The 16863-nt window shown below is 73.2% G+C and carries 16 protein-coding genes; 7 read left to right on the plus strand and 9 right to left on the minus strand.

Going from position 1 to position 16863, the window contains the following annotated elements; translation table 11 throughout:
- Window positions 1–12: 12 nt before the first annotated feature.
- From DQE82_RS04195 to DQE82_RS04205, 3 genes are all read left to right on the plus strand, one after another.
- The gene (locus DQE82_RS04195) at window positions 13–381 is read left to right on the plus strand and encodes a type II toxin-antitoxin system RelE/ParE family toxin (RefSeq protein ID WP_064447641.1); all 369 of its coding nucleotides are present in this window, start codon (window positions 13–15) and stop codon (window positions 379–381) included.
- A complete protein-coding gene (locus DQE82_RS04200; protein WP_113972049.1) occupies window positions 378–710 on the plus strand; it encodes a helix-turn-helix domain-containing protein in 333 nt (110 codons plus the stop codon). Before DQE82_RS04195 ends, DQE82_RS04200 begins: the two co-directional genes overlap by 4 nt.
- Window positions 711–805: 95 nt before the next feature.
- Entirely contained in the window at window positions 806–1459 is a 654-nt protein-coding gene (locus DQE82_RS04205; RefSeq protein WP_113972050.1) for a DUF998 domain-containing protein, read from the plus strand.
- A gap of 17 nt (window positions 1460–1476) precedes the next feature.
- On the opposite strand, the gene DQE82_RS04210 is transcribed toward DQE82_RS04205, so the two are convergent.
- On the minus strand, window positions 1477–2880 hold the full coding sequence (locus DQE82_RS04210) for an NAD(P)H-quinone dehydrogenase (RefSeq protein WP_043326713.1): 1404 nt from the start codon (window positions 2878–2880) through the stop codon (window positions 1477–1479).
- A 106-nt stretch (window positions 2881–2986) separates the two neighbouring features.
- Here DQE82_RS04210 and DQE82_RS04215 point away from each other — a divergent pair, with 106 nt between their 5' ends.
- Window positions 2987–3442 carry a gamma-glutamylcyclotransferase gene (locus DQE82_RS04215; RefSeq protein ID WP_030501227.1) on the plus strand — a complete coding sequence of 152 codons (456 nt, stop codon included), beginning with the start codon at window positions 2987–2989 and terminating at the stop codon, window positions 3440–3442.
- A gap of 75 nt (window positions 3443–3517) precedes the next feature.
- Here the strand turns inward: DQE82_RS04215 and DQE82_RS04220 are convergent, their stop codons facing one another.
- The 4 genes from DQE82_RS04220 to DQE82_RS04235 are packed head-to-tail and all read right to left on the minus strand — an operon-like array spanning window position 3518 to window position 6859.
- Window positions 3518–4480, minus strand: coding sequence for a GNAT family N-acetyltransferase (locus tag DQE82_RS04220; RefSeq protein ID WP_043326715.1), 963 nt, complete (start codon window positions 4478–4480; stop codon window positions 3518–3520).
- A 42-nt stretch (window positions 4481–4522) separates the two neighbouring features.
- On the minus strand, window positions 4523–5263 hold the full coding sequence (locus DQE82_RS04225) for a hypothetical protein (protein WP_064447637.1): 741 nt from the start codon (window positions 5261–5263) through the stop codon (window positions 4523–4525).
- A 37-nt stretch (window positions 5264–5300) separates the two neighbouring features.
- Window positions 5301–6227 (minus strand): hypothetical protein, encoded by a 927-nt coding sequence (locus DQE82_RS04230; protein ID WP_064447636.1) that lies wholly within the window; start codon window positions 6225–6227, stop codon window positions 5301–5303.
- A 2-nt stretch (window positions 6228–6229) separates the two neighbouring features.
- A complete protein-coding gene (locus DQE82_RS04235) occupies window positions 6230–6859 on the minus strand; it encodes an MBL fold metallo-hydrolase (RefSeq protein ID WP_043326720.1) in 630 nt (209 codons plus the stop codon).
- 124 nt (window positions 6860–6983) lie between these two features.
- Here DQE82_RS04235 and DQE82_RS04240 point away from each other — a divergent pair, with 124 nt between their 5' ends.
- Window positions 6984–7985: a DUF4349 domain-containing protein gene (locus tag DQE82_RS04240; protein WP_113972051.1), complete on the plus strand. Its 1002-nt coding sequence runs from the start codon at window positions 6984–6986 to the stop codon at window positions 7983–7985.
- Here the strand turns inward: DQE82_RS04240 and DQE82_RS04245 are convergent.
- Together DQE82_RS04245 and DQE82_RS04250 are read right to left on the minus strand one after the other, a co-directional pair.
- Window positions 7942–9201 (minus strand): amidohydrolase, encoded by a 1260-nt coding sequence (locus DQE82_RS04245; RefSeq protein WP_043326724.1) that lies wholly within the window; start codon window positions 9199–9201, stop codon window positions 7942–7944. The genes DQE82_RS04240 and DQE82_RS04245 overlap by 44 nt on opposite strands.
- A 595-nt stretch (window positions 9202–9796) precedes the next feature.
- A complete protein-coding gene (locus DQE82_RS04250; RefSeq protein WP_043326726.1) occupies window positions 9797–11380 on the minus strand; it encodes a methylmalonyl-CoA mutase in 1584 nt (527 codons plus the stop codon).
- Between the two features lie 203 nt (window positions 11381–11583).
- Here DQE82_RS04250 and DQE82_RS04255 point away from each other — a divergent pair, with 203 nt between their 5' ends.
- Together DQE82_RS04255 and DQE82_RS04260 are read left to right on the plus strand one after the other, a co-directional pair.
- Window positions 11584–13605, plus strand: a complete 2022-nt coding sequence (locus tag DQE82_RS04255) for a serine/threonine-protein kinase (protein ID WP_043326728.1) — start codon at window positions 11584–11586, stop codon at window positions 13603–13605.
- Between the two features lie 49 nt (window positions 13606–13654).
- A complete protein-coding gene (locus DQE82_RS04260) occupies window positions 13655–15319 on the plus strand; it encodes a phospho-sugar mutase (RefSeq protein ID WP_104113237.1) in 1665 nt (554 codons plus the stop codon).
- Window positions 15320–15405: 86 nt separating this feature from the next.
- Here DQE82_RS04260 and DQE82_RS04265 read toward each other — a convergent pair whose 3' ends face one another.
- Both DQE82_RS04265 and upp read right to left on the minus strand, forming a co-directional pair.
- The gene (locus tag DQE82_RS04265) at window positions 15406–16080 is read right to left on the minus strand and encodes a GPP34 family phosphoprotein (RefSeq protein WP_069087165.1); all 675 of its coding nucleotides are present in this window, start codon (window positions 16078–16080) and stop codon (window positions 15406–15408) included.
- Window positions 16081–16180: 100 nt separating this feature from the next.
- Window positions 16181–16813, minus strand: coding sequence for a uracil phosphoribosyltransferase (gene upp / locus DQE82_RS04270; RefSeq protein WP_043326733.1), 633 nt, complete (start codon window positions 16811–16813; stop codon window positions 16181–16183).
- Window positions 16814–16863 lie beyond the last annotated feature (50 nt).

A 16863-nucleotide genomic window follows, 5' to 3' on the forward strand; every position in this document is an offset into this window, starting at 1 on the left:
TATATTGACCAGGTGTGGGAGATCAGGCTTCATCCTGAGGTCGAGCTTTGGTTCCTGGGCCTGTGCACGAGTGAGCCGAGCACCGCTGACCTCGTCAGCGAGGCGCTCGACCTGCTGGCGGAGCACGGTCCCGCACTGGGCCGACCACTGGTCGACCGGCTCAAGGGCAGCGCATATCACCACATGAAAGAACTACGGCCAGGTTCGAGCGGCGCCTCAGAGGTTCGGATGATCTTCGCGTTCGACCCCTCCCGTGAAGCCATCTTCCTGGTGGCCGGGGACAAGGCGGGGCAGTGGCAGAGTTGGTACCGGCTCGCCATTCCGTTGGCGGACGAGCGGTTCCAGGAGCACCTGATCAACTTGAAGGAAGAAAAGCCATGAGTGGTGGGGCGAACTGGCGCGACGTCAAGGCGAAGGCCCGAAGTATCGATCCCTCGTGGGACGACAGCGAGCGTGTGGCCAGGCGGGGACAGTTCCGCGAGCAGATGCTGGCTTCGGTCAGCGGCGCGCAGCTGGCGGAGATCCGCAAGCAGTTGGGCATGACCCAGGCCCAGCTGGCCGAAGCGGCCGGCTTGTCTCAGGCACGGATCAGCCAGATCGAGCACGGCGAGAGCGTCAACCTGGACATCCTGCGCGCCTACGTGACCGGACTGGGCGGACACCTCGACGTGGTCGCCCGGATCGGGAACATCCGCCTCGACGTGGCCTGACGAGTTCTCGGGGGTCCGGTAGGGGACGACCCGGGTAGCGAAGTGGGTGGTGGTCCCGGATCCGTCTGGGGCGGTTCCGGCGACAGGCTGGCCGTATGCCTGGAACGCGGAGCAGCGGCCTGTTGGCCCTCGGCGGGATCGTCCTGGCGGCGGTGCTCGCGGTGATGGGTCACGTCGGGGTGAGCGACGATCTGGATCCCTGGTCGCTGACCGTCAGCGACTTCGCCGTCTCCGATCGGGGCGGCGTCATCGACACCGCGATGGCGGTGCTCGCGGCGGCCAGCGTGGTGCTGCTGCCGGCGCTGCGGCGGTCTGGTGCGGGCCGGGTGCCGCTCGCGCTGCTCACCGCCTGGTCGGCCGGGTTGCTGGCCGCGGCGGTGGTGCCCACTAACGAGCCGGGTACGCCGATGGACACCGCCGCGTACGTGCACCGGTACGCCTCGGTGCTGTCGTTCCTGGCCCTGCCGGTGGCCGGCTGGCTGCTGGCCCGCCATCCACCAGCCGGAGCCGCGGCCTGGCTGCGCGGCCTGACCGTGGCCAGCCTGCTGCTGGCGGGCGCGATGATCTGGTCCGCCTACCCCGGCGACCGGGCCCTGCTGGGCCTGATCGAGCGCGCGCTCATCCTCACGGAGACGGCAGTCATCACCACCCTGGCCCTGCACCTCGCCCTGACCAAAGTCGTCGATCATGCAGTTGTGACCCCGCACAGACCGGGCATACCGGTCGGATCGGGGGCCGCAACTCCATGATCGACGAAAGAAAGGGGCTACTCCAGCTCGTGGAGCATGAGCTGGCGGGCGGCCTCGGTGATGGAGCCGGACAGGCTCGGGTAGATCGTGATGGTGTGGGCCAGCTCGTTGACGGTGAGGTTGTTCTCCACCGCCATCGTGATCGGCAGGATCAGCTCGCTGGCCTTCGGCGCCACCACCACGCCGCCGATCACCTGGCCGCTCGCCGGCCGGCAGAACAGCTTGACGAAGCCGTCGGCCAGGTCGTCCATCTTCGCCCGCGCGTTGCCGGACAGCGGCAGCATCACCTGGCGGGCCGGGGTCTTGCCGGCGTCCACCTCGTCCTGGGACACGCCGACGGTGGCCAGCTCCGGGTCGGTGAAGACGTTCGCCGCGACGGTACGCAGCCGCAGCGGCCGGACCGCCTCGCCCAGCGCGTGCCACATGGCGATCCGGCCCTGCATGGCCGCGACGCTCGCGAGCGGCAGCACGCCGGTGCAGTCGCCGGCCGCGTAGATGCCCGGCACGTTGGTACGGGACACCCGGTCGACAGTCACGTAACCGCCCCGGGCCAGCTCCACGCCGTACTCGGCCAGGCCCAGGTCGGCGGTGTTCGGGATCGAGCCGACGGCGATCAGCGCGTGCGAGCCGGTGACCTGGCGGCCGTCGGAGAGCACCACCTCCACCCCGTCGCCGACGCGGCGGACCGCCTCGGCGCGGGAGTTGTTCAGGATGCTCATGCCCCGGTTGCGGAACACCCGCTCGATCGCCATCGCGGCGTCGGCGTCCTCGTGCGGCATGACCCGGTCCCGGCTGGAGACCAGCGTGACCTTGACGCCCATGGCCAGGTACGCGCTGGCGAACTCGGCGCCGGTCACGCCGGAGCCGACCACGATCAGGTGCTCGGGCAGGTCGGGCAGGTCGTACACCTGACGCCAGGTCAGGATGCGCTCGCCGTCCGGTACGGCGGTGGGCAACTGGCGCGGGGTCGCGCCGGTCGCGACGAGCACCGTCGACGCGGCGATGGAGTACTCCTCGCCGCCGCCGGCCGGGGTGACGATCACGCGGTGGGTGTGGCCGAGCGTGTCCTCGCCCAGCCGGGCGGTGCCGGCCACGAACTCGACGCCGGCCTTGACCAGCTTGGTGTGGATGTCGGCGGACTGCGCCAGCGCGAGCCGCTTGACCCGCTCGTGCACCGCCCGGGCGTCGACGGTGACCGCCTCCAGGCCGTCGGAGTGCACGCCGAACTCCTCGGTGTCCCGGTAGCCGGTGACCACCTCGGAGCTGGCGATGAACGTCTTGGAGGGCACGCAGTCGGAGAGCACGCAGGCGCCGCCGGCCCCCTCCGCCTCGACCACTGTGACCTCGGCGTCCAACTGCGCGGCGACCAGGGCCGCCTCGTACCCGGCCGGCCCGCCGCCGATGATCACGATCTGGCTCACAGCATTAGCCCCTCGTCTGTGCTCACAGTGACTTTCTTCTCCCCGTCGGGTTCGACACGCACTGTCGTATTCTCCCCCACCCGCCAGCCGGGCTATCGTCGTCGCCGTGCGTCTCTACGCTGCTTACGGCTCAAACCTGGACCCGGCCCGCATGCGCGCCTACTGCCCGCATTCGCCGATGGTGGGTACCGGCTGGCTGGAAGGGTGGCGGCTCACCTTCGCCGGCGAGGACGTCATCGGATGGGAGGGCTCGGTCAGCACCGTTGTCGAGTCCCCGGGTGACCGGGTCTTCGTGGCGCTCTACGACATCCACCCGTACGACGCCGCGCAGCTCGACGAGATCGAGGGCGTGACCGCCGAGACGTACCGCAGGCTGACCGTGCGCGTGTCGACGCTCGACGGCGACGTGACCGCGTGGGTCTACGTGTTCGACGGTTACGAGGGCGGGCTGCCCACCGCGTGGTACCTGTCGGAGCTGGCGAACGCCGCGGAGAAGGCGGGCGCGCCGGACGACTACGTCACCGAGCTGCGGTCCCGCCCCACCGGCACCGCGTCCGCGTAGCGCGTCTCCCACACCCACAGTGTGCGCCGTGCGGCCGCACCCGCGCTCGGCGACCCCGGTACGAGGGGTGCCGGGTCACACCCGCGAGGCGGGCACGCTCCGCTCGTACATGTCGACCCAGCGCTCCTCCACCAGCCCGACGGAGCGGTAGAGCGTGACCGGTGCGGTCGGGTTGGCCAGGTCGACGCCGAGCCCGGCCCCTTCGCGGCCCTTCGCCGCGTAGACCGCGAAGGCCCGGCGCAGCAGCGCCGCACCCACCCCGCGCCGCCGGTACGCGGGCAGCACCGACAGCGTCCGCACCCACCCCCGGTCCTGGTCGAGCGCCTGGTCGGAGGACTGGAGCGCGCCGGCCGGCTCGCCGTCGACCTCGGCCAGGAACCACTCGTCCCAGACCTTCCCGTACGAGGGCAGCAGGTCCCGCCACTGCTCGAAGTCGAGCGGGTCGTGGTCGGGCGTGTCCCGGAACGCGGTGTCGTAGATCCGGTGGAACAGCCGCAGGTCGTTCTCGTCGTCGGCGCGCAGCGGCCGCACCGTCACCCCGGGCGGGGGCGCCGGCTCGGCGGGCAGGTCGGCCAGCGAGCGGCTCATCCGGATGTAGCGCTTGATCCGGGTGAACCCGGCCTCGGCCAGCTCACCGGCCCAGCGGGTCTCCGGCGCGTACACGCCGGCGCGGGCGGTGAGCGCGGGCAGGCCGCGCTCGGCGGCACGTTCGGCGACCCGCTCCAGCAGCCGCGCCAGCAGCGGCGCACGCAGGTCGGCGCCACGGTCGGGGTCGACCAGGACGTCCACCCATTCCCGGCCGACACCGCTGGGGTTGGCCAGGATCGACCAGGCCACCGCCGTACCGTCCGGGTCGGTGACCAGCCAGGAGTCCCGCGCCGGGTCGACGAACGGCGCGATCAGCGCGGACCGCACATCCTCGGCGTCGAAGTCGGGGTAGCCCACGGCGAACGTGTCGGAGGCGTGCACCACAGCCAGGATCGCGGGCACGTCGTCGAGGGTCGGGCGGCGGGCCGACCAGCCGGCGGGGAGCGTCACGGGCCAGATCCTGGCAGCCGGACCGGCGGGGCCGCCTCCCATTTATCCGCGCCGGGCGCGCTTCCGCGCGGCGCCGAGCAGACCCAGCAGTTCCGCCCCCTCGGCGGTGCTGAGCGCGCGGAACGCCGCCGACGCCAGCCGGTCGGTCACCGCCTCGGCCCACAGTCGGCGTCGCACCAGCGGCCCGACCGGCGGGTACGGGGGCGCCCAGCCGCACGCCGCCGCGCCCGCCTCGCCCTCCGGCCCGGCCAGCACCGCCTCCAGCGGGGTCAGACCGGCTGCGCGTACCGCCAGCAGGTACGCCCCGGCGAAGTGCTCGCGCAGCAGTAGCATGCCGACCGCCGCCCGGGCGCCCGGCGACGGATCGGGCACCGGCATGGCCCGCCAGGCGGCGAACAGCGGCATGCCGCTGCCGTCCGCCGCCTCGACCGCCCGGCCCAGCAGCGCGGCGAGCCGGGACGACTCGGCGCCGTCACCGAGCCGGGCGGTGCCCCACCGGCAGCACTCGGCCAGGTTGGCGGCGGCCACCTCCAGCGGCGGGACGGTGCGCGCGGCGGCGTCCCAGCCGTCGGTGACCGCCTCGGGGGCGATGAAGCCCAGCGCCGCGGCGACCGTCTCGGCGCGGACGTCACCGAGCGCACCGGCCCGTCCGGTGATGTAGAAGGCCCACCCGGAGATGCCCAGCAGCCGCGCCCGGCGCAGCGTGGACGGGCAGCGCGCGAACGCCTCCCCGAGTTCGAGCACCAGCGGTTTGCAGGCGGCGGCGAGCTGTTCCGGAGTCATCGGCCGCCCGTCACTCCACCGTAGCCATTCATCACGCTCAGTCTGCCCGGTCGTCACCGGTGTCGGCATCCCCCTCTTCGGCGTCGAGCGCCTCCAACACGGCCTCCACCTCACCGGCCCGGCGCCGGGCCGCGGTGACCGCCCGTTCCGCGCCCCGCCGGGCCAGCCGGGCCCGGCTCAGCTCCTGCTCGGCCACGGCCCGGCGACGCTCCAGCTCGGCCAGTTCGGTCTCGATCCGGTCCAGCGTCGCGGCGCCGTCCCGCTCGGCCGCGTCGGCCGCCGCCAGCTCCTTCTCGGCCCGGTCCAGGTCCGTCCGGGCCCGGGTCAGCTCCCGGGTCGCGGTCCGCCGCCGCCCGGCCCGTTCGGCCCGCGCCGCCCGCTCGTCGCGGGCCCGGCGCGCGTCGGCCCGCTCGGCCGCCCGATCCGGTACGACAGGCGCCTCTTCGCCCCCTGTCACGAGCCGCAGCTGGGGGCGGGGCACCTCGCCGAACCCGGCGTAGTGGCTGGCCCGCAGCAGGCGTCCGGCGCGTACCTGTTCGGCCACCTCGGTGTCTGACAGCGCGGCGTTGAGTGTCGCCTCCACCTCGCCCAGCGGCAGCCGCCCGGCCGGTGGCGCGGCGGGTTCGGTGGCGGCGAGACGGCGTACCTCCGCCACCAGCGCGCCCACGACGGCGCGCCGCTGCGCGGACAGTTCCCGCAGCGTGCCGCCGCGCAGGTCGCGTTGCGCGGCACGCAGCGACTCGGCCAGCTGGCTCAGGTCGGCGACCAGCTCGGGCCGGCGGATGGCGAGCAGGTTGACCAGCCAGGCCGCCACCGTGGGCCGGCGCAGCTTGGCGATCTCGCGGGCGGTACGCGGGTCGCCGGACTGCCGCGCCTGCGCGACGGCGGCGTCCCGGGCCGCGACGAACCGGTCCGGCGGCGTGGCGTAGAGCTGCCGGATCACCTCCGCGGGCACCTCGGCCATGCTCAGACGTCGATCCGGGTGCCCGGCTCCAGACGGCGGTAGTCGGTCTTGGACAACGCGGTGTACTGCCGGTCCAGCACGCCGAGGCCGTTGCCGTTGAGCAGCGCGTCGTGCAGCGCGTACGCCCGGCGCGGGGCGACCGCGCGGATGAAGTCGACCACCTCGGAGAACTTCGACCAGGGCGCGTGGATCGGGGCGAACAGCGTGTCCACCTGCACGTCGTCGGGGACGAACAGCGCGTCGCCCGGGTGGTAGAGGACGTCGGCGAACAGGTAGCCGATGTTCGGGATCACCGGGATGTCCGGGTGGATGACCGCGTGCTGCCCGCCGTACGTCCGCACCGGCACTCCGGCGACGGTGAGCGACTGCCCCGGCGAGACGGTGACGAGCGCCTCGGCGGCGTCGCCGAGCACCCCGGCGAGCGAGGCCGGGCCGTGCACCGGCACCGGCCGCCGCTCCAGCGCCCGGGTGAGCGCGGCGACGTCCACATGGTCCGGGTGTTCGTGGGTGACGAGCACCGCGTCCGCCCCGTCCAGCGCCTCCGGCTCGCTGAAGCCACCCGGGTCTACGACCAGCACCGCCCCGTCGTGCTCCAGCCGGAGACAGGAGTGCGAGTACTTGGTGACGTGCATCGTGACTCCTCGCATACCGAATCGTGATGTCCTCAGCGCAGTCTGCCGGAACCGGCGCGACCACGCGCCACGTCCGAGGTATCGGTCCCGGTGGGCGGGGCCGCCGACGATCGGAGTACGGGGAATGGGTGGACGACGGTTCCGGGGCCTTGCCCTGGTGGCGGTGGGCCTGGTCGCGGCGCTCGCCATGGGCGCCTGCGGCGCGGACGAGGACAGCGGCGGCGACGCGGCTGCGCCGGCCATGGACGGAGGCGCGGCGCGCGAGCAGCCCGCCGCGGGCGGCGCGGATCGCGACCAGGCGGCTCCCGGCGGCACCGGCGGCGCGGACCTGCGGGTCGACCAGCGGTCCATCATCTACACCGGGACGATGCAGATCCGGGTGGACGATGTGGAGGCCGCGTCGCGGGAGGCGGTCACCGCGGTGACAGCGGCCGGTGGGTTCGTCGGCGGCGACCGGCGGTCGAGCCGCTCCGCCGAGGCCCGGGCGGTGCTGACCCTGCGGGTGCCGGCGGACAAGTTCGCCGGTGTGATCGACCAGCTCGCCGGCCTCGGCCGCCAGGAGCGCCGGGAGATCCGCACCGAGGACGTCACCGAGCAGGTGGTCGACCTGGACGCCCGGATCGCCACCCAGCGGGCGCGGGTGGAGAGCGCCCGCAAGCTGCTCGCCCAGGCGAGTTCGGTGGACGAGCTGGTCCGGCTGGAGAACGAGGTGGGCAGCCGTCAGGCGGACCTGGCCGCGCTGGAGGCGCGCAAGCGCCGGCTGGCGGACCTGACCGCGCTCTCCACCATCACCGTGACGTTGCTCGGGCAGGACGCCAGCACCGCCGAGGAGGAGGCGGATCTGGGCTTCCGCAGCGGGCTGGACGGCGGGTGGACGGCGTTCCGGGCCTCGGCCCGCATCGCGCTGACCGTGCTCGGGGCGGTGCTGCCCTTCGCGGTGGTGATCGGCGTACCGCTGTGGTTGCTGCTCCTGTGGCGGCGCCGGCGGGCCCGGCGGACGCCGCCGCCCGGCCCGGGCGCGATGCCGCAGCCGGGCCTGGGCCCGATGCCGCCGGGCCCGGCCGGTCCGGCCGACGCTCCGGTCAGCGCGCCGCCGCCAGTGCCCGCAGCGCGGTCTGGACCATGAGGCGTACGCCCGCCTCGATGGCGCGCTCGTCCACGTCGAACGAGGCCCGGTGCAGGTCCACATTGGGCCCGCTGCGGCCCACGCCGAGGCGGGCGAGCGCGCCGGGGACGTGCTCCAGGTACCAGGAGAAGTCCTCGCCGCCCATGCTCTGCGGCGTCTCGGCGATGCCGTCGGGGCCGAGCGCGGCGGCGGTGGCGGCGGTGAGCACGCCGATCGCGCCGGCGTCGTTCGTCACCGGCGGCCGGCCGCGCAGGTATTCCAGATCGACAGTGGCGCCGGTGGGCGCGAGCACGTCCCGCACCACCTGAGCCACGATCTTGGGCGCCTCGTCCCAGGTGTCGCGGTCCATCACCCGCAGCGTGCCGGCCGCGCACGCTTCGGAGGGGATGACGTTGTAACGGGTGCCGGCCGAGGCGTGGCCGAACACCAGCAGCAGCCCGCTGTTGGCCGGCACCCGGCGGCTGATCAGGGTCGGGACCTCGGTCACCAGCCGGCCGAGCGCGTCCACCAGGTCGACTGTCAGGTGCGGGCGGGCGGTGTGTCCGCCCGGCCCGGTGAGCCGGACGGTGACGTTGTCGGCGGCGGCGGTGATCGGGCCGACCCGCAGGCCGACCTTGCCCACCGGCAGGTTCGGGTCGCAGTGCAGCGCGAAGATCTGCACCACGTCCTCCAGACCGCCGGCCTCGATGACCTCCAGCGAGCCGCAGGGCAGGATCTCCTCGGCCGGCTGGAAGATCAGCCGTACCCGGCCGTCGAGCTGGCCGATGTCGGCGAGTTGGGCCAGCAGCATGCCGACGCCGAGCATCACCGACGTGTGCACGTCGTGGCCGCAGGCGTGGCAGACGCCCTCCACCGTCGAGCGGTACGGCACGTCCTTCGGGTCGTCCAGCGGGAGCGCGTCGATGTCGGCGCGCAGCGCGATCACCGGGCCGTCCGGGCGTCCGTCGATGTCGCAGATGACGCCGTTGCCCTTCGGCAGCAGGCGCGGCTTCAGCCCGGCGAGGGACAGCTCGCGGTGCACCAGGGCGGCGGTCTCGAACTCCTCGCCGGACAGTTCCGGGTGGGAGTGGAGGTGCCGGCGGGTCGCGATCAGGCCGGGCACGCGCAGCGCGAGGAGATGGTCGAGCTCGAAGGGCAGGGGCTGGGAACCGGTCGGCGCCTCGGGCCGGGACGACGCCAGCGGGCCGCCGGAAGGCAGCGTCAACGCACTCGTCACGTCGAATTCTCGATCACTAGAGATGGATGGATCATCGGGTAGAACAGCAGACAGCCTAGACCTCCGGCGGTGACGCTGCGCAACATCTTTCGCGTAGCGGTCGGACCGCGCAGCGTCACGAATGCCCTGGTGAGAGTGCTCGAATATCTGCGGGACAGCAGGTAGATCACGGTCGGAGCCCGTCATCCGCCTCCCACCTCCTACAACGCGTAACCGTTTCAACGGCCACTAATATCCGGGCCGCTGTTCCGAATTGTCGCATTAGTCACGGCAATTAACCGCCGCTCGGACAATTGCGCGACAACTGTCGGCTGCCGGAAGACTCCCGACGGTGACATGACCGCCCGGCCGTCGACCGCACAGGCTGTCCGTCCCGTTCATCCGATCCGGTTACCCGAATCGCCGAATCGCACACGCGCGGCACCGGGCGCCACCGCCCGGCCACCCGCCGTGACCGGCCGGGCGCCGTCGCCCGGGAGGGGACCAACGGTACGCCTCAGCGGCCCCGTTTGCCCAGTTCAGACCACTACCGGACGCACGACGGCGGCCCGCGCCGGGCACCTGCGTGCGCCGACGGGACCGCCGCCTGAAAACGTCAGAACCGATCGCTCGGCCGGTAGATCCCCCACACCTCGCGCAGCGTGCCGCACACCTCGCCGACGGTGGCCCGGGCGCGCAGCGCCTCCTTCATCGGATAGAGCACGTTGGCGTCGCCCTCGGCTGCGGAACGCAGCTCGGCCAGTGCGCGCTCCACCGCGCCGGAGTCCCGCTCGGCGCGCAGCCGGGCCAGCCGCTCCCCCTGCGCCGCCTCGATCGCCGGGTCCACCCGCAGCGGCTCGTACGGCTCCTCCTCGTCGATCTGGAACCGGTTGAGGCCGACCACCACCCGCTCACCCGAGTCGATCTCCTGGGCGATCCGGTACGCCGACTGCTCGATCTCGCGCTTCTGGAAACCGGCCTCGATCGCGTCCACCGCCGAACCGTGGTCGAACACGCGGTCCATCAGCTCGGTGGCCGCCGCCTCCACCTCGGCGGTCATCGCCTCCACCACGTACGACCCGGCGAACGGGTCGACGGTGGCGGTCAGGTCCGTCTCGTACGCCAGCACCTGCTGGGTGCGCAGCGCCAGCCGGGCCGCCTTCTCGGTGGGCAGCGCGATCGCCTCGTCGAAGCTGTTCGTGTGCAGCGACTGGGTGCCACCGAGCACCGCGCCGAGACCCTGCACCGCCACCCGGACCAGGTTCACCTCCGGCTGCTGGGCGGTGAGCTGCACGCCGGCGGTCTGGGTGTGGAACCGCAGCATCATCGACTTCGGGTTCTTCGCGCCGAACTCGTCACGCATCAGCCGGGCCCAGATGCGCCGGGCCGCGCGGAACTTCGCGACCTCCTCCAGCAGCGTGGTGCGGGCCACGAAGAAGAACGACAGGCGGGGCGCGAAGTCGTCCACTGCGAGCCCGGCGGCGAGCGCCGCGCGGACGTACTCCACGCCGTTCGCCAGCGTGAACGCGACCTCCTGCGCGGGCGAGGCGCCGGCCTCGGCCATGTGGTAGCCGGAGATCGAGATGGTGTTCCACTTGGGCACCTCGGCCCGGCAGTAGGCGAACGTGTCGGCGACCAGCCGCAGCGAGGGCTTCGGCGGGAAGATGTACGTCCCCCGGGCGATGTACTCCTTGAGGATGTCGTTCTGGATGGTGCCGTTGAGCGCCGCCCCCGGCACGCCGTTCTCCTCGGCCACGAGCTGGTAGAGCAGCAGCAGCACCGAGCCGGGCGCGTTGATCGTCATCGAGGTGGAGACCTTGTCCAGCGGGATGCCGCCGAACAGCGTGCGCATGTCCTCGATGGAGTCGATGGCGACACCGACCTTGCCCACCTCGCCGTGCGCGATCGGGTCGTCCGAGTCGTACCCCATCTGGGTGGGCAGGTCGAACGCGACGGACAGGCCCATCGTCCCGGCGCGCAGCAACTGGTGGTACCGCGCGTTGCTCTCGGTCGCGGTGCCGAAGCCGGCGTACTGTCGCATCGTCCAGGGCCGGGAGGTGTACATCGTCGGGTAGACCCCGCGGGTGTACGGGAATTCGCCCGGCTCGCCCAGCCGGGCCTCCAGGTCCGCCGGAAGGTCTGCCGCCGTGTAGACGCCCTGGATCGGGAAACCCGACTCGCTTGACCGCGCATCGCTCATTACCGGATGGTAGGACGCGCTGACCGCCTGGTGGGTGAGGGATACCGCACACCTGGCCACGGCACACCACCGGAGGTGAGCAACCGGCCACATACCGTCGAGTAGGTAAACGCCCGCCGCGTCGGGTTTCGCATCGGGCGTCGGAACCAGCAAGATAGAGGGGTTGTGTCCCAGCCCCCTCGATATCCCCCGGTGGCTTTTCTGTGACTCAGATTCCGACGTGGAGCGGCGGACCGGCCAGTCCCCCCACTGGACGCGCGGCGCCCGGCACCACCATCGGTGGTCGCTACTCGCTGCGCTCCCCGGTGGGCAACGGAGGCATGGGCACGGTCTGGCGGGCCACAGACACATTGCTGCGCCGCGACGTGGCGGTCAAGGAGGTCGTCCTCCCGCCGGGGCTCGCCCCGAGCGACCGCGACGCGCTCTACGAACGGACGCTGCGGGAGGCCCGCGCCGCCGCCGCGATCCAGCACCCGGCCGTGGTGCAGGTCTACGACGTGGTCACCGAGGGCGGCCGGCCGTGGATCGTGATGGAACTGCTGGACGCCCGCAGCCTCGCCGACATGGTGATCGAGGACGGGCCGGTCGCGCCGCGCGCCGTCGCCAAGATCGGCATCGCGTTGCTCGGCGCGCTGGAGGTGGCGCACGCCATCGGTGTGCTGCACCGCGACGTCAAGCCGGCCAACGTGCTGATCTGCTCCGACGGCCGCTGCGTGCTCACCGACTTCGGCGTCGCCCGGATGCCCACCGACGTGCAGCTCACCACGCCGGGCATGGTGCTCGGCTCGCCGCACTTCATCTCCCCCGAGCGGGCCATGGGCCAGGAGTTCGGGCCGCCCAGCGATCTGTTCTCGCTCGGCGTGACGCTCTACACAGCGGTCGAGGGCCGTCCCCCGTTCGACAAGGGCGACCCGATCGAGACCATGCACGCCGTGGTCGAGGACCCGCCCGCCACGCCGCAGCGCAGCGGCCCGCTCACCGGCGTGCTGATGGGGCTGCTGGAGAAGGACCCGGCCCGCCGGATGGACGTGCACCGGGCCCGCGCCAACCTGCGCGAACTGCTCGCCGGGCCGCTGACCAGCACCGCCACCGCGGTCAACTCGGTCACCGACCCGTACGCGGTGGTGCCGGTGCCGCGCCCGACCACGCCGCCGGCCATCGCGGCCGAGCCGAAGCCGAGCGGCCAGATCGGCGGTCGGGCCATGATCGGTCCGGACGAGTCGCTGACCGACCGGCTCGCCGCGCTGCGCCGCGGGGAGCGGCCCGCCGGCGAGAAGCCGGCGGCGGGCGACGCCGCGCTGGACGAGACCAGCGCGGACGCGCTGGCCGGACCGCTGCACACCCCGACCGGCGCGATGTCCGGGCCCGCGCCCGAGGCCACCCAGCGCATTTCGCCGGACGCCACGGTCCGGCTCGGCCAGGGCGCCGGCGCGGACGCCACCCAGCAGGTGCCGACCACCCAGCCGGTCTACGGCCGTGCCGCCGACGCCACCCAGCCGGTGTACGGCGGCGGCAACCAGTGGTCGGTGCCCGGCACCGGCCAGCCGTGGACCACGCCGGCCACCGCTCCGGCCGCCGGTGGTGGCGGCGCGCTCGGCTCGGCCAAGGGCCTGCTCGGCCGGATCAAGGCGTGGCCGCGCAAGGTCCAGCTCGCCGCCGCCGGTGGCCTCGCCGTGGTGCTGCTGGTGAGCGTGATCGCGCTGACCAGCGGCGGCGACGACACGCCACCGCCGATCGTGGGCACGCTGCCGTCGAACTCGGCCGCCGCCGCGCCCGAGATGCAGGAGCAGACCGTCAAGGGCGTGACCATCCAGGTGCCGAAGGGCTGGCAGCGGCAGACCGGCGGCCTCTACGTCGACTACGTCGACCCCGAGGACGAGGGCCGCAAGGTGCGGGTGATCGCCGAGCCGTGGGGCGGCACCTCGATCAGCTGGGCCGAGTTCGCCTCGCGGAACCTGAACAAGAACAGCGCCAAGAGCAAGACCTGTCCCGCCCCCTACACCGAGGTGTCGGTTTCCGAGCAGCCGCTCGCCGGGCAGACCGCGGGCCAGCTCGAATACACCTGCGGCGAGGGTGAGTCCATGCGTCACGGCATCTGGCGGGGCGTGGTCAAGGACGGCAAGGTCTACTCGTTCTACCTCTCCTCGACCGACGCGCGGTTCGCGGAGAGCAAGCCGATCTTCGACGCGATGGTCGGCTCGTTCCAGCTCACCGAGGCGAACTGAGTCGAGGCCGACGGCCAGTGGTGATCCGCCGCCGTGCTATCAAGAGGCAATGGCGGCGGAAACCACTGACCTAGACGACCTTCGCGTCCGAGCCGAGCGCTGGCTCGCCGACGACCCGGACCCGGCCGACCGCGACGAGCTGCGCGCCGTCCTGGACGGGCTGCCCGGCACGGCGACCGACCTGGCCGACCGGTTCGCCGGCCCGCTGACGTTCGGCACCGCCGGGCTGCGCGGCCCGCTGCGCGCCGGGCCGAACGGCATGAACCTCGCCGTGGTCACCCAGGCCGCCGCCGGGCTCGTGCGCTGGCTCGCCGCCCAGGGCGGCGAGGGCCCGCTGGTGATCGGGTACGACGCCCGGCGCGGCTCGCTGGCCTTCGCCGAGCGCACCGCCCAGGTGGCCACCGGGGCGGGCCGTCCGGCGCTGCTGCTGCCCCGGCCGTTGCCCACGCCGGTGCTGGCGTTCGCGGTCCGGCAGCTCGGCGCGGTCGCCGGGGTGATGGTGACCGCCAGCCACAACCCGCCGCAGGACAACGGCTACAAGGTCTACCTGGGCGCGCAGCTCGGCGGTGAGCTGGGCGCCGGCGCGCAGATCGTGCCGCCCGCCGACGCCGGCATCGAGGCGGCCATCCGGGCCGTCGGCCCGCTCGCCGAGGTGCCGCTCGGCCCGGCCGGGCAGGTGCTCGGCGACGACCTGGTGGCCGCGTACGTGGAACGGGCCGCCGCCGTGGTGGACCCGACCGGGCCGCGCGACCTGAAGGTGGCGTACACGCCGCTGCACGGGGTGGGCGGCGCGGTGCTGACCGCCGCGTTCGCGCACGCCGGGTTCGGCGTGCCGGGCGTGGTGCCGGAGCAGGCCGAGCCGGACCCGGCGTTCCCGACCGTCAGCTTCCCCAACCCGGAGGAGCCGGGCGCGGTGGACCTGCTCGTCGCGCTCGCCGACCGCACCGGCGCGGATCTCGCCATCGCCAACGACCCGGATGCGGACCGCTGCGCGGTGGCCGTACGCGACGCCGGGTCCTGGCGGATGCTGCGCGGCGACGAGGTGGGCGCGCTGCTCGCCGACCACCTGATGCGACGCGGCGTGACCGGCCTGTACGCCACCACGATCGTGTCCTCGGCGCTGCTGCGCGCCATGACGGCGGCCCGGGGTCTGCCCTACGACGAGACGCTCACCGGGTTCAAGTGGATCGTCCGGGCCGGCGGCGGCCGGGAGCCGCTCGTGTACGGCTACGAGGAGGCGCTCGGCTACTGCGTCGCGCCGGAGCACGTACGCGACAAGGACGGCATCACCGCCGCGCTGACCGTCGCCGAGCTGGCCGCCGGTCTGAAGGCCGAGGGCCGTACGCTCCTCGACCGGCTGGACGAGCTGGCCGCCGAGTTCGGCGTGCACCACACCGAGCAGCTCTCGGTCCGGGTGGAGGACCTGCGGGTCATCGCGGACTCGATGGCCCGGATCCGGGCGGCCACCCCGACCGCGCTGCTCGGTCAGCCGGTGACCGAGGCGACCGACCTGCTCCCCGACGCGGACGTGGTGATCCTGCGCACCGGCGCGGCCCGGGTGGTGATCCGGCCGTCCGGCACCGAGCCGAAGCTCAAGGCGTACCTGGAGGTGGTGGAGCCGGTGACCGGCGGCGACGTGCCGGCGGCCCGGCAGCGCGCGCGTGCCGCCGTGACCGAGCTGCGCAACGAGATCGCCGCCGCCCTCGGCCTCTGACCGGGTGTAAGGAAGGGCCCCTTATTAACGCCTCGCGTTAATAAGGGGCCCTTCCTCTACCGGAGGCGTTAAGAGGGGGCCCTTCCTTACCGCTTGCCCAGGGCGGCGTCGACGGCCTGGCCCAGCGCGGCGATGACCAGACTGATCGACGGGCGCACCACGCTGTCGTCCAGGCTCACCGAGCCGGAGAACCCGGCGCCGGCGGCGATCTCCTCCAGGCGGCGCCCGGCATCCTCGGCGGCCGGGCCGGTGAGCCCGAGCGCCGGCTCCATGCGCAGCACCGCGACCAGCGTGGCGAGCGCGGCGGTCCGCTCGTCGGGGAGCTGCCCGCTGGTCAGCGCGTCGGCCAGACGCTGCCGGATGTCCGCCTCGACCGAGGGGTCCGCCACCGGGTAGCGGTGCACGTGGATGAAGTCCAGCTCGGTCTCCTCCACGTCCCGGACCACGCCCCGCCCGCACAGGTCGGTGAGGATCCGGTCGCGCAGCCCGTGCCGCAGCCGCTGCACCCAGGACGAGGGTGTATGCGGGGTCTCCGCGGCGATCTTGGCGAGTACGGCGTCGGCGATCGGCTCACCGGTCGGCGCCGGATCGATCACCGCCAGGTTCCCGTCCGCGTACGCGAGCCGTCCGGCCAGGGCCAGCTCGACCAGCACCGCCGCGGCCATGCCCAGGTCAAGGCTGATCCGCGGCATGGTGGCCTTGCCGGTTTCGTCGTCGTACGCGAGGAGCAGCAGCTCTTCGGCGAGCGCAACACCAGTCATGGCCCGGAACGCTAGCGCCTCCCCGCACCCCCGCGCACCAACTCGCCGGGGCAGTCCGGTTCCCGGTGCGGAGGGCCGACCCTCCGCACCGGGACCGGCCTCAGAAACGGGGCATGCCGCCGAACTGGCGGTCGCCGGCGTCACCCAGGCCGGGGACGATGAACTTCGAGTCGTTCAGGCCCTCGTCGATCGAGGCGGTGACCAGGCGCAGCGGCAGGCCGGAGCGCTCCAGCCGCTCGATGCCGACCGGCGCGGCCAGCACGCAGAGCACGGTGATGTCGGTGCAGCCGCGGTCGGCGAGCAGCCGGCAGCAGTGCTCCAGCGAGCCGCCGGTGGCGAGCATCGGGTCGAGCACCAGCACCGGCAGGCCGCTGAGGTCGCGCGGCAGCGACTCCATGTACGCGCGGGGCTCGTACGTCTCCTCGTCGCGGGCCAGGCCGACGAAGCCCATCGACGACTCGGGCAGCAGGCCGAGCGCGGCGTCGGCCATGCCGAGGCCGGCCCGCAGCACCGGCACCAGCAGCGGCGGGTTCGCCAGCCGACTGCCTTCGGTGGCGGTGACCGGGGTCTGGATCGAGTACTTCTCGACCGGGAAGGAGCGCGCGGCCTCGTACACCAGCATGGTGGTGAGTTCGCGCAGCGCGGCCCGGAACGACGACGAGTCGGTCCGGGCGTCCCGCATGGCGGTCAGCCGCGTCTGGGCGAGCGGATGGTCAATGACGGTTACGTCCACGATCGCTCAACCTACCGCTCCGTGGACCGGCGCACGGTGGGTGCGGCCCG

Source organism: Micromonospora sp. LHW51205 (assembly GCF_003315815.1).
Classification (GTDB): domain Bacteria; phylum Actinomycetota; class Actinomycetes; order Mycobacteriales; family Micromonosporaceae; genus Micromonospora; species Micromonospora chalcea.

Coding starts and splice junctions, on each gene's coding strand:
- DQE82_RS04200 (WP_113972049.1), top strand. CDS start 378: ATGAGTGGTGGGGCGAACTGGCGCGACGTCAAGGCGAAGGCCCGAAGT.
- DQE82_RS04205 (WP_113972050.1), top strand. CDS start 806: ATGCCTGGAACGCGGAGCAGCGGCCTGTTGGCCCTCGGCGGGATCGTC.
- DQE82_RS04225 (WP_064447637.1), bottom strand. CDS start 5,263: ATGACTCCGGAACAGCTCGCCGCCGCCTGCAAACCGCTGGTGCTCGAA.
- DQE82_RS04230 (WP_064447636.1), bottom strand. CDS start 6,227: ATGGCCGAGGTGCCCGCGGAGGTGATCCGGCAGCTCTACGCCACGCCG.
- DQE82_RS04235 (WP_043326720.1), bottom strand. CDS start 6,859: ATGCACGTCACCAAGTACTCGCACTCCTGTCTCCGGCTGGAGCACGAC.
- DQE82_RS04240 (WP_113972051.1), top strand. CDS start 6,984: ATGGGTGGACGACGGTTCCGGGGCCTTGCCCTGGTGGCGGTGGGCCTG.
- DQE82_RS04250 (WP_043326726.1), bottom strand. CDS start 11,380: ATGAGCGATGCGCGGTCAAGCGAGTCGGGTTTCCCGATCCAGGGCGTC.
- DQE82_RS04260 (WP_104113237.1), top strand. CDS start 13,655: ATGGCGGCGGAAACCACTGACCTAGACGACCTTCGCGTCCGAGCCGAG.
- DQE82_RS04265 (WP_069087165.1), bottom strand. CDS start 16,080: ATGACTGGTGTTGCGCTCGCCGAAGAGCTGCTGCTCCTCGCGTACGAC.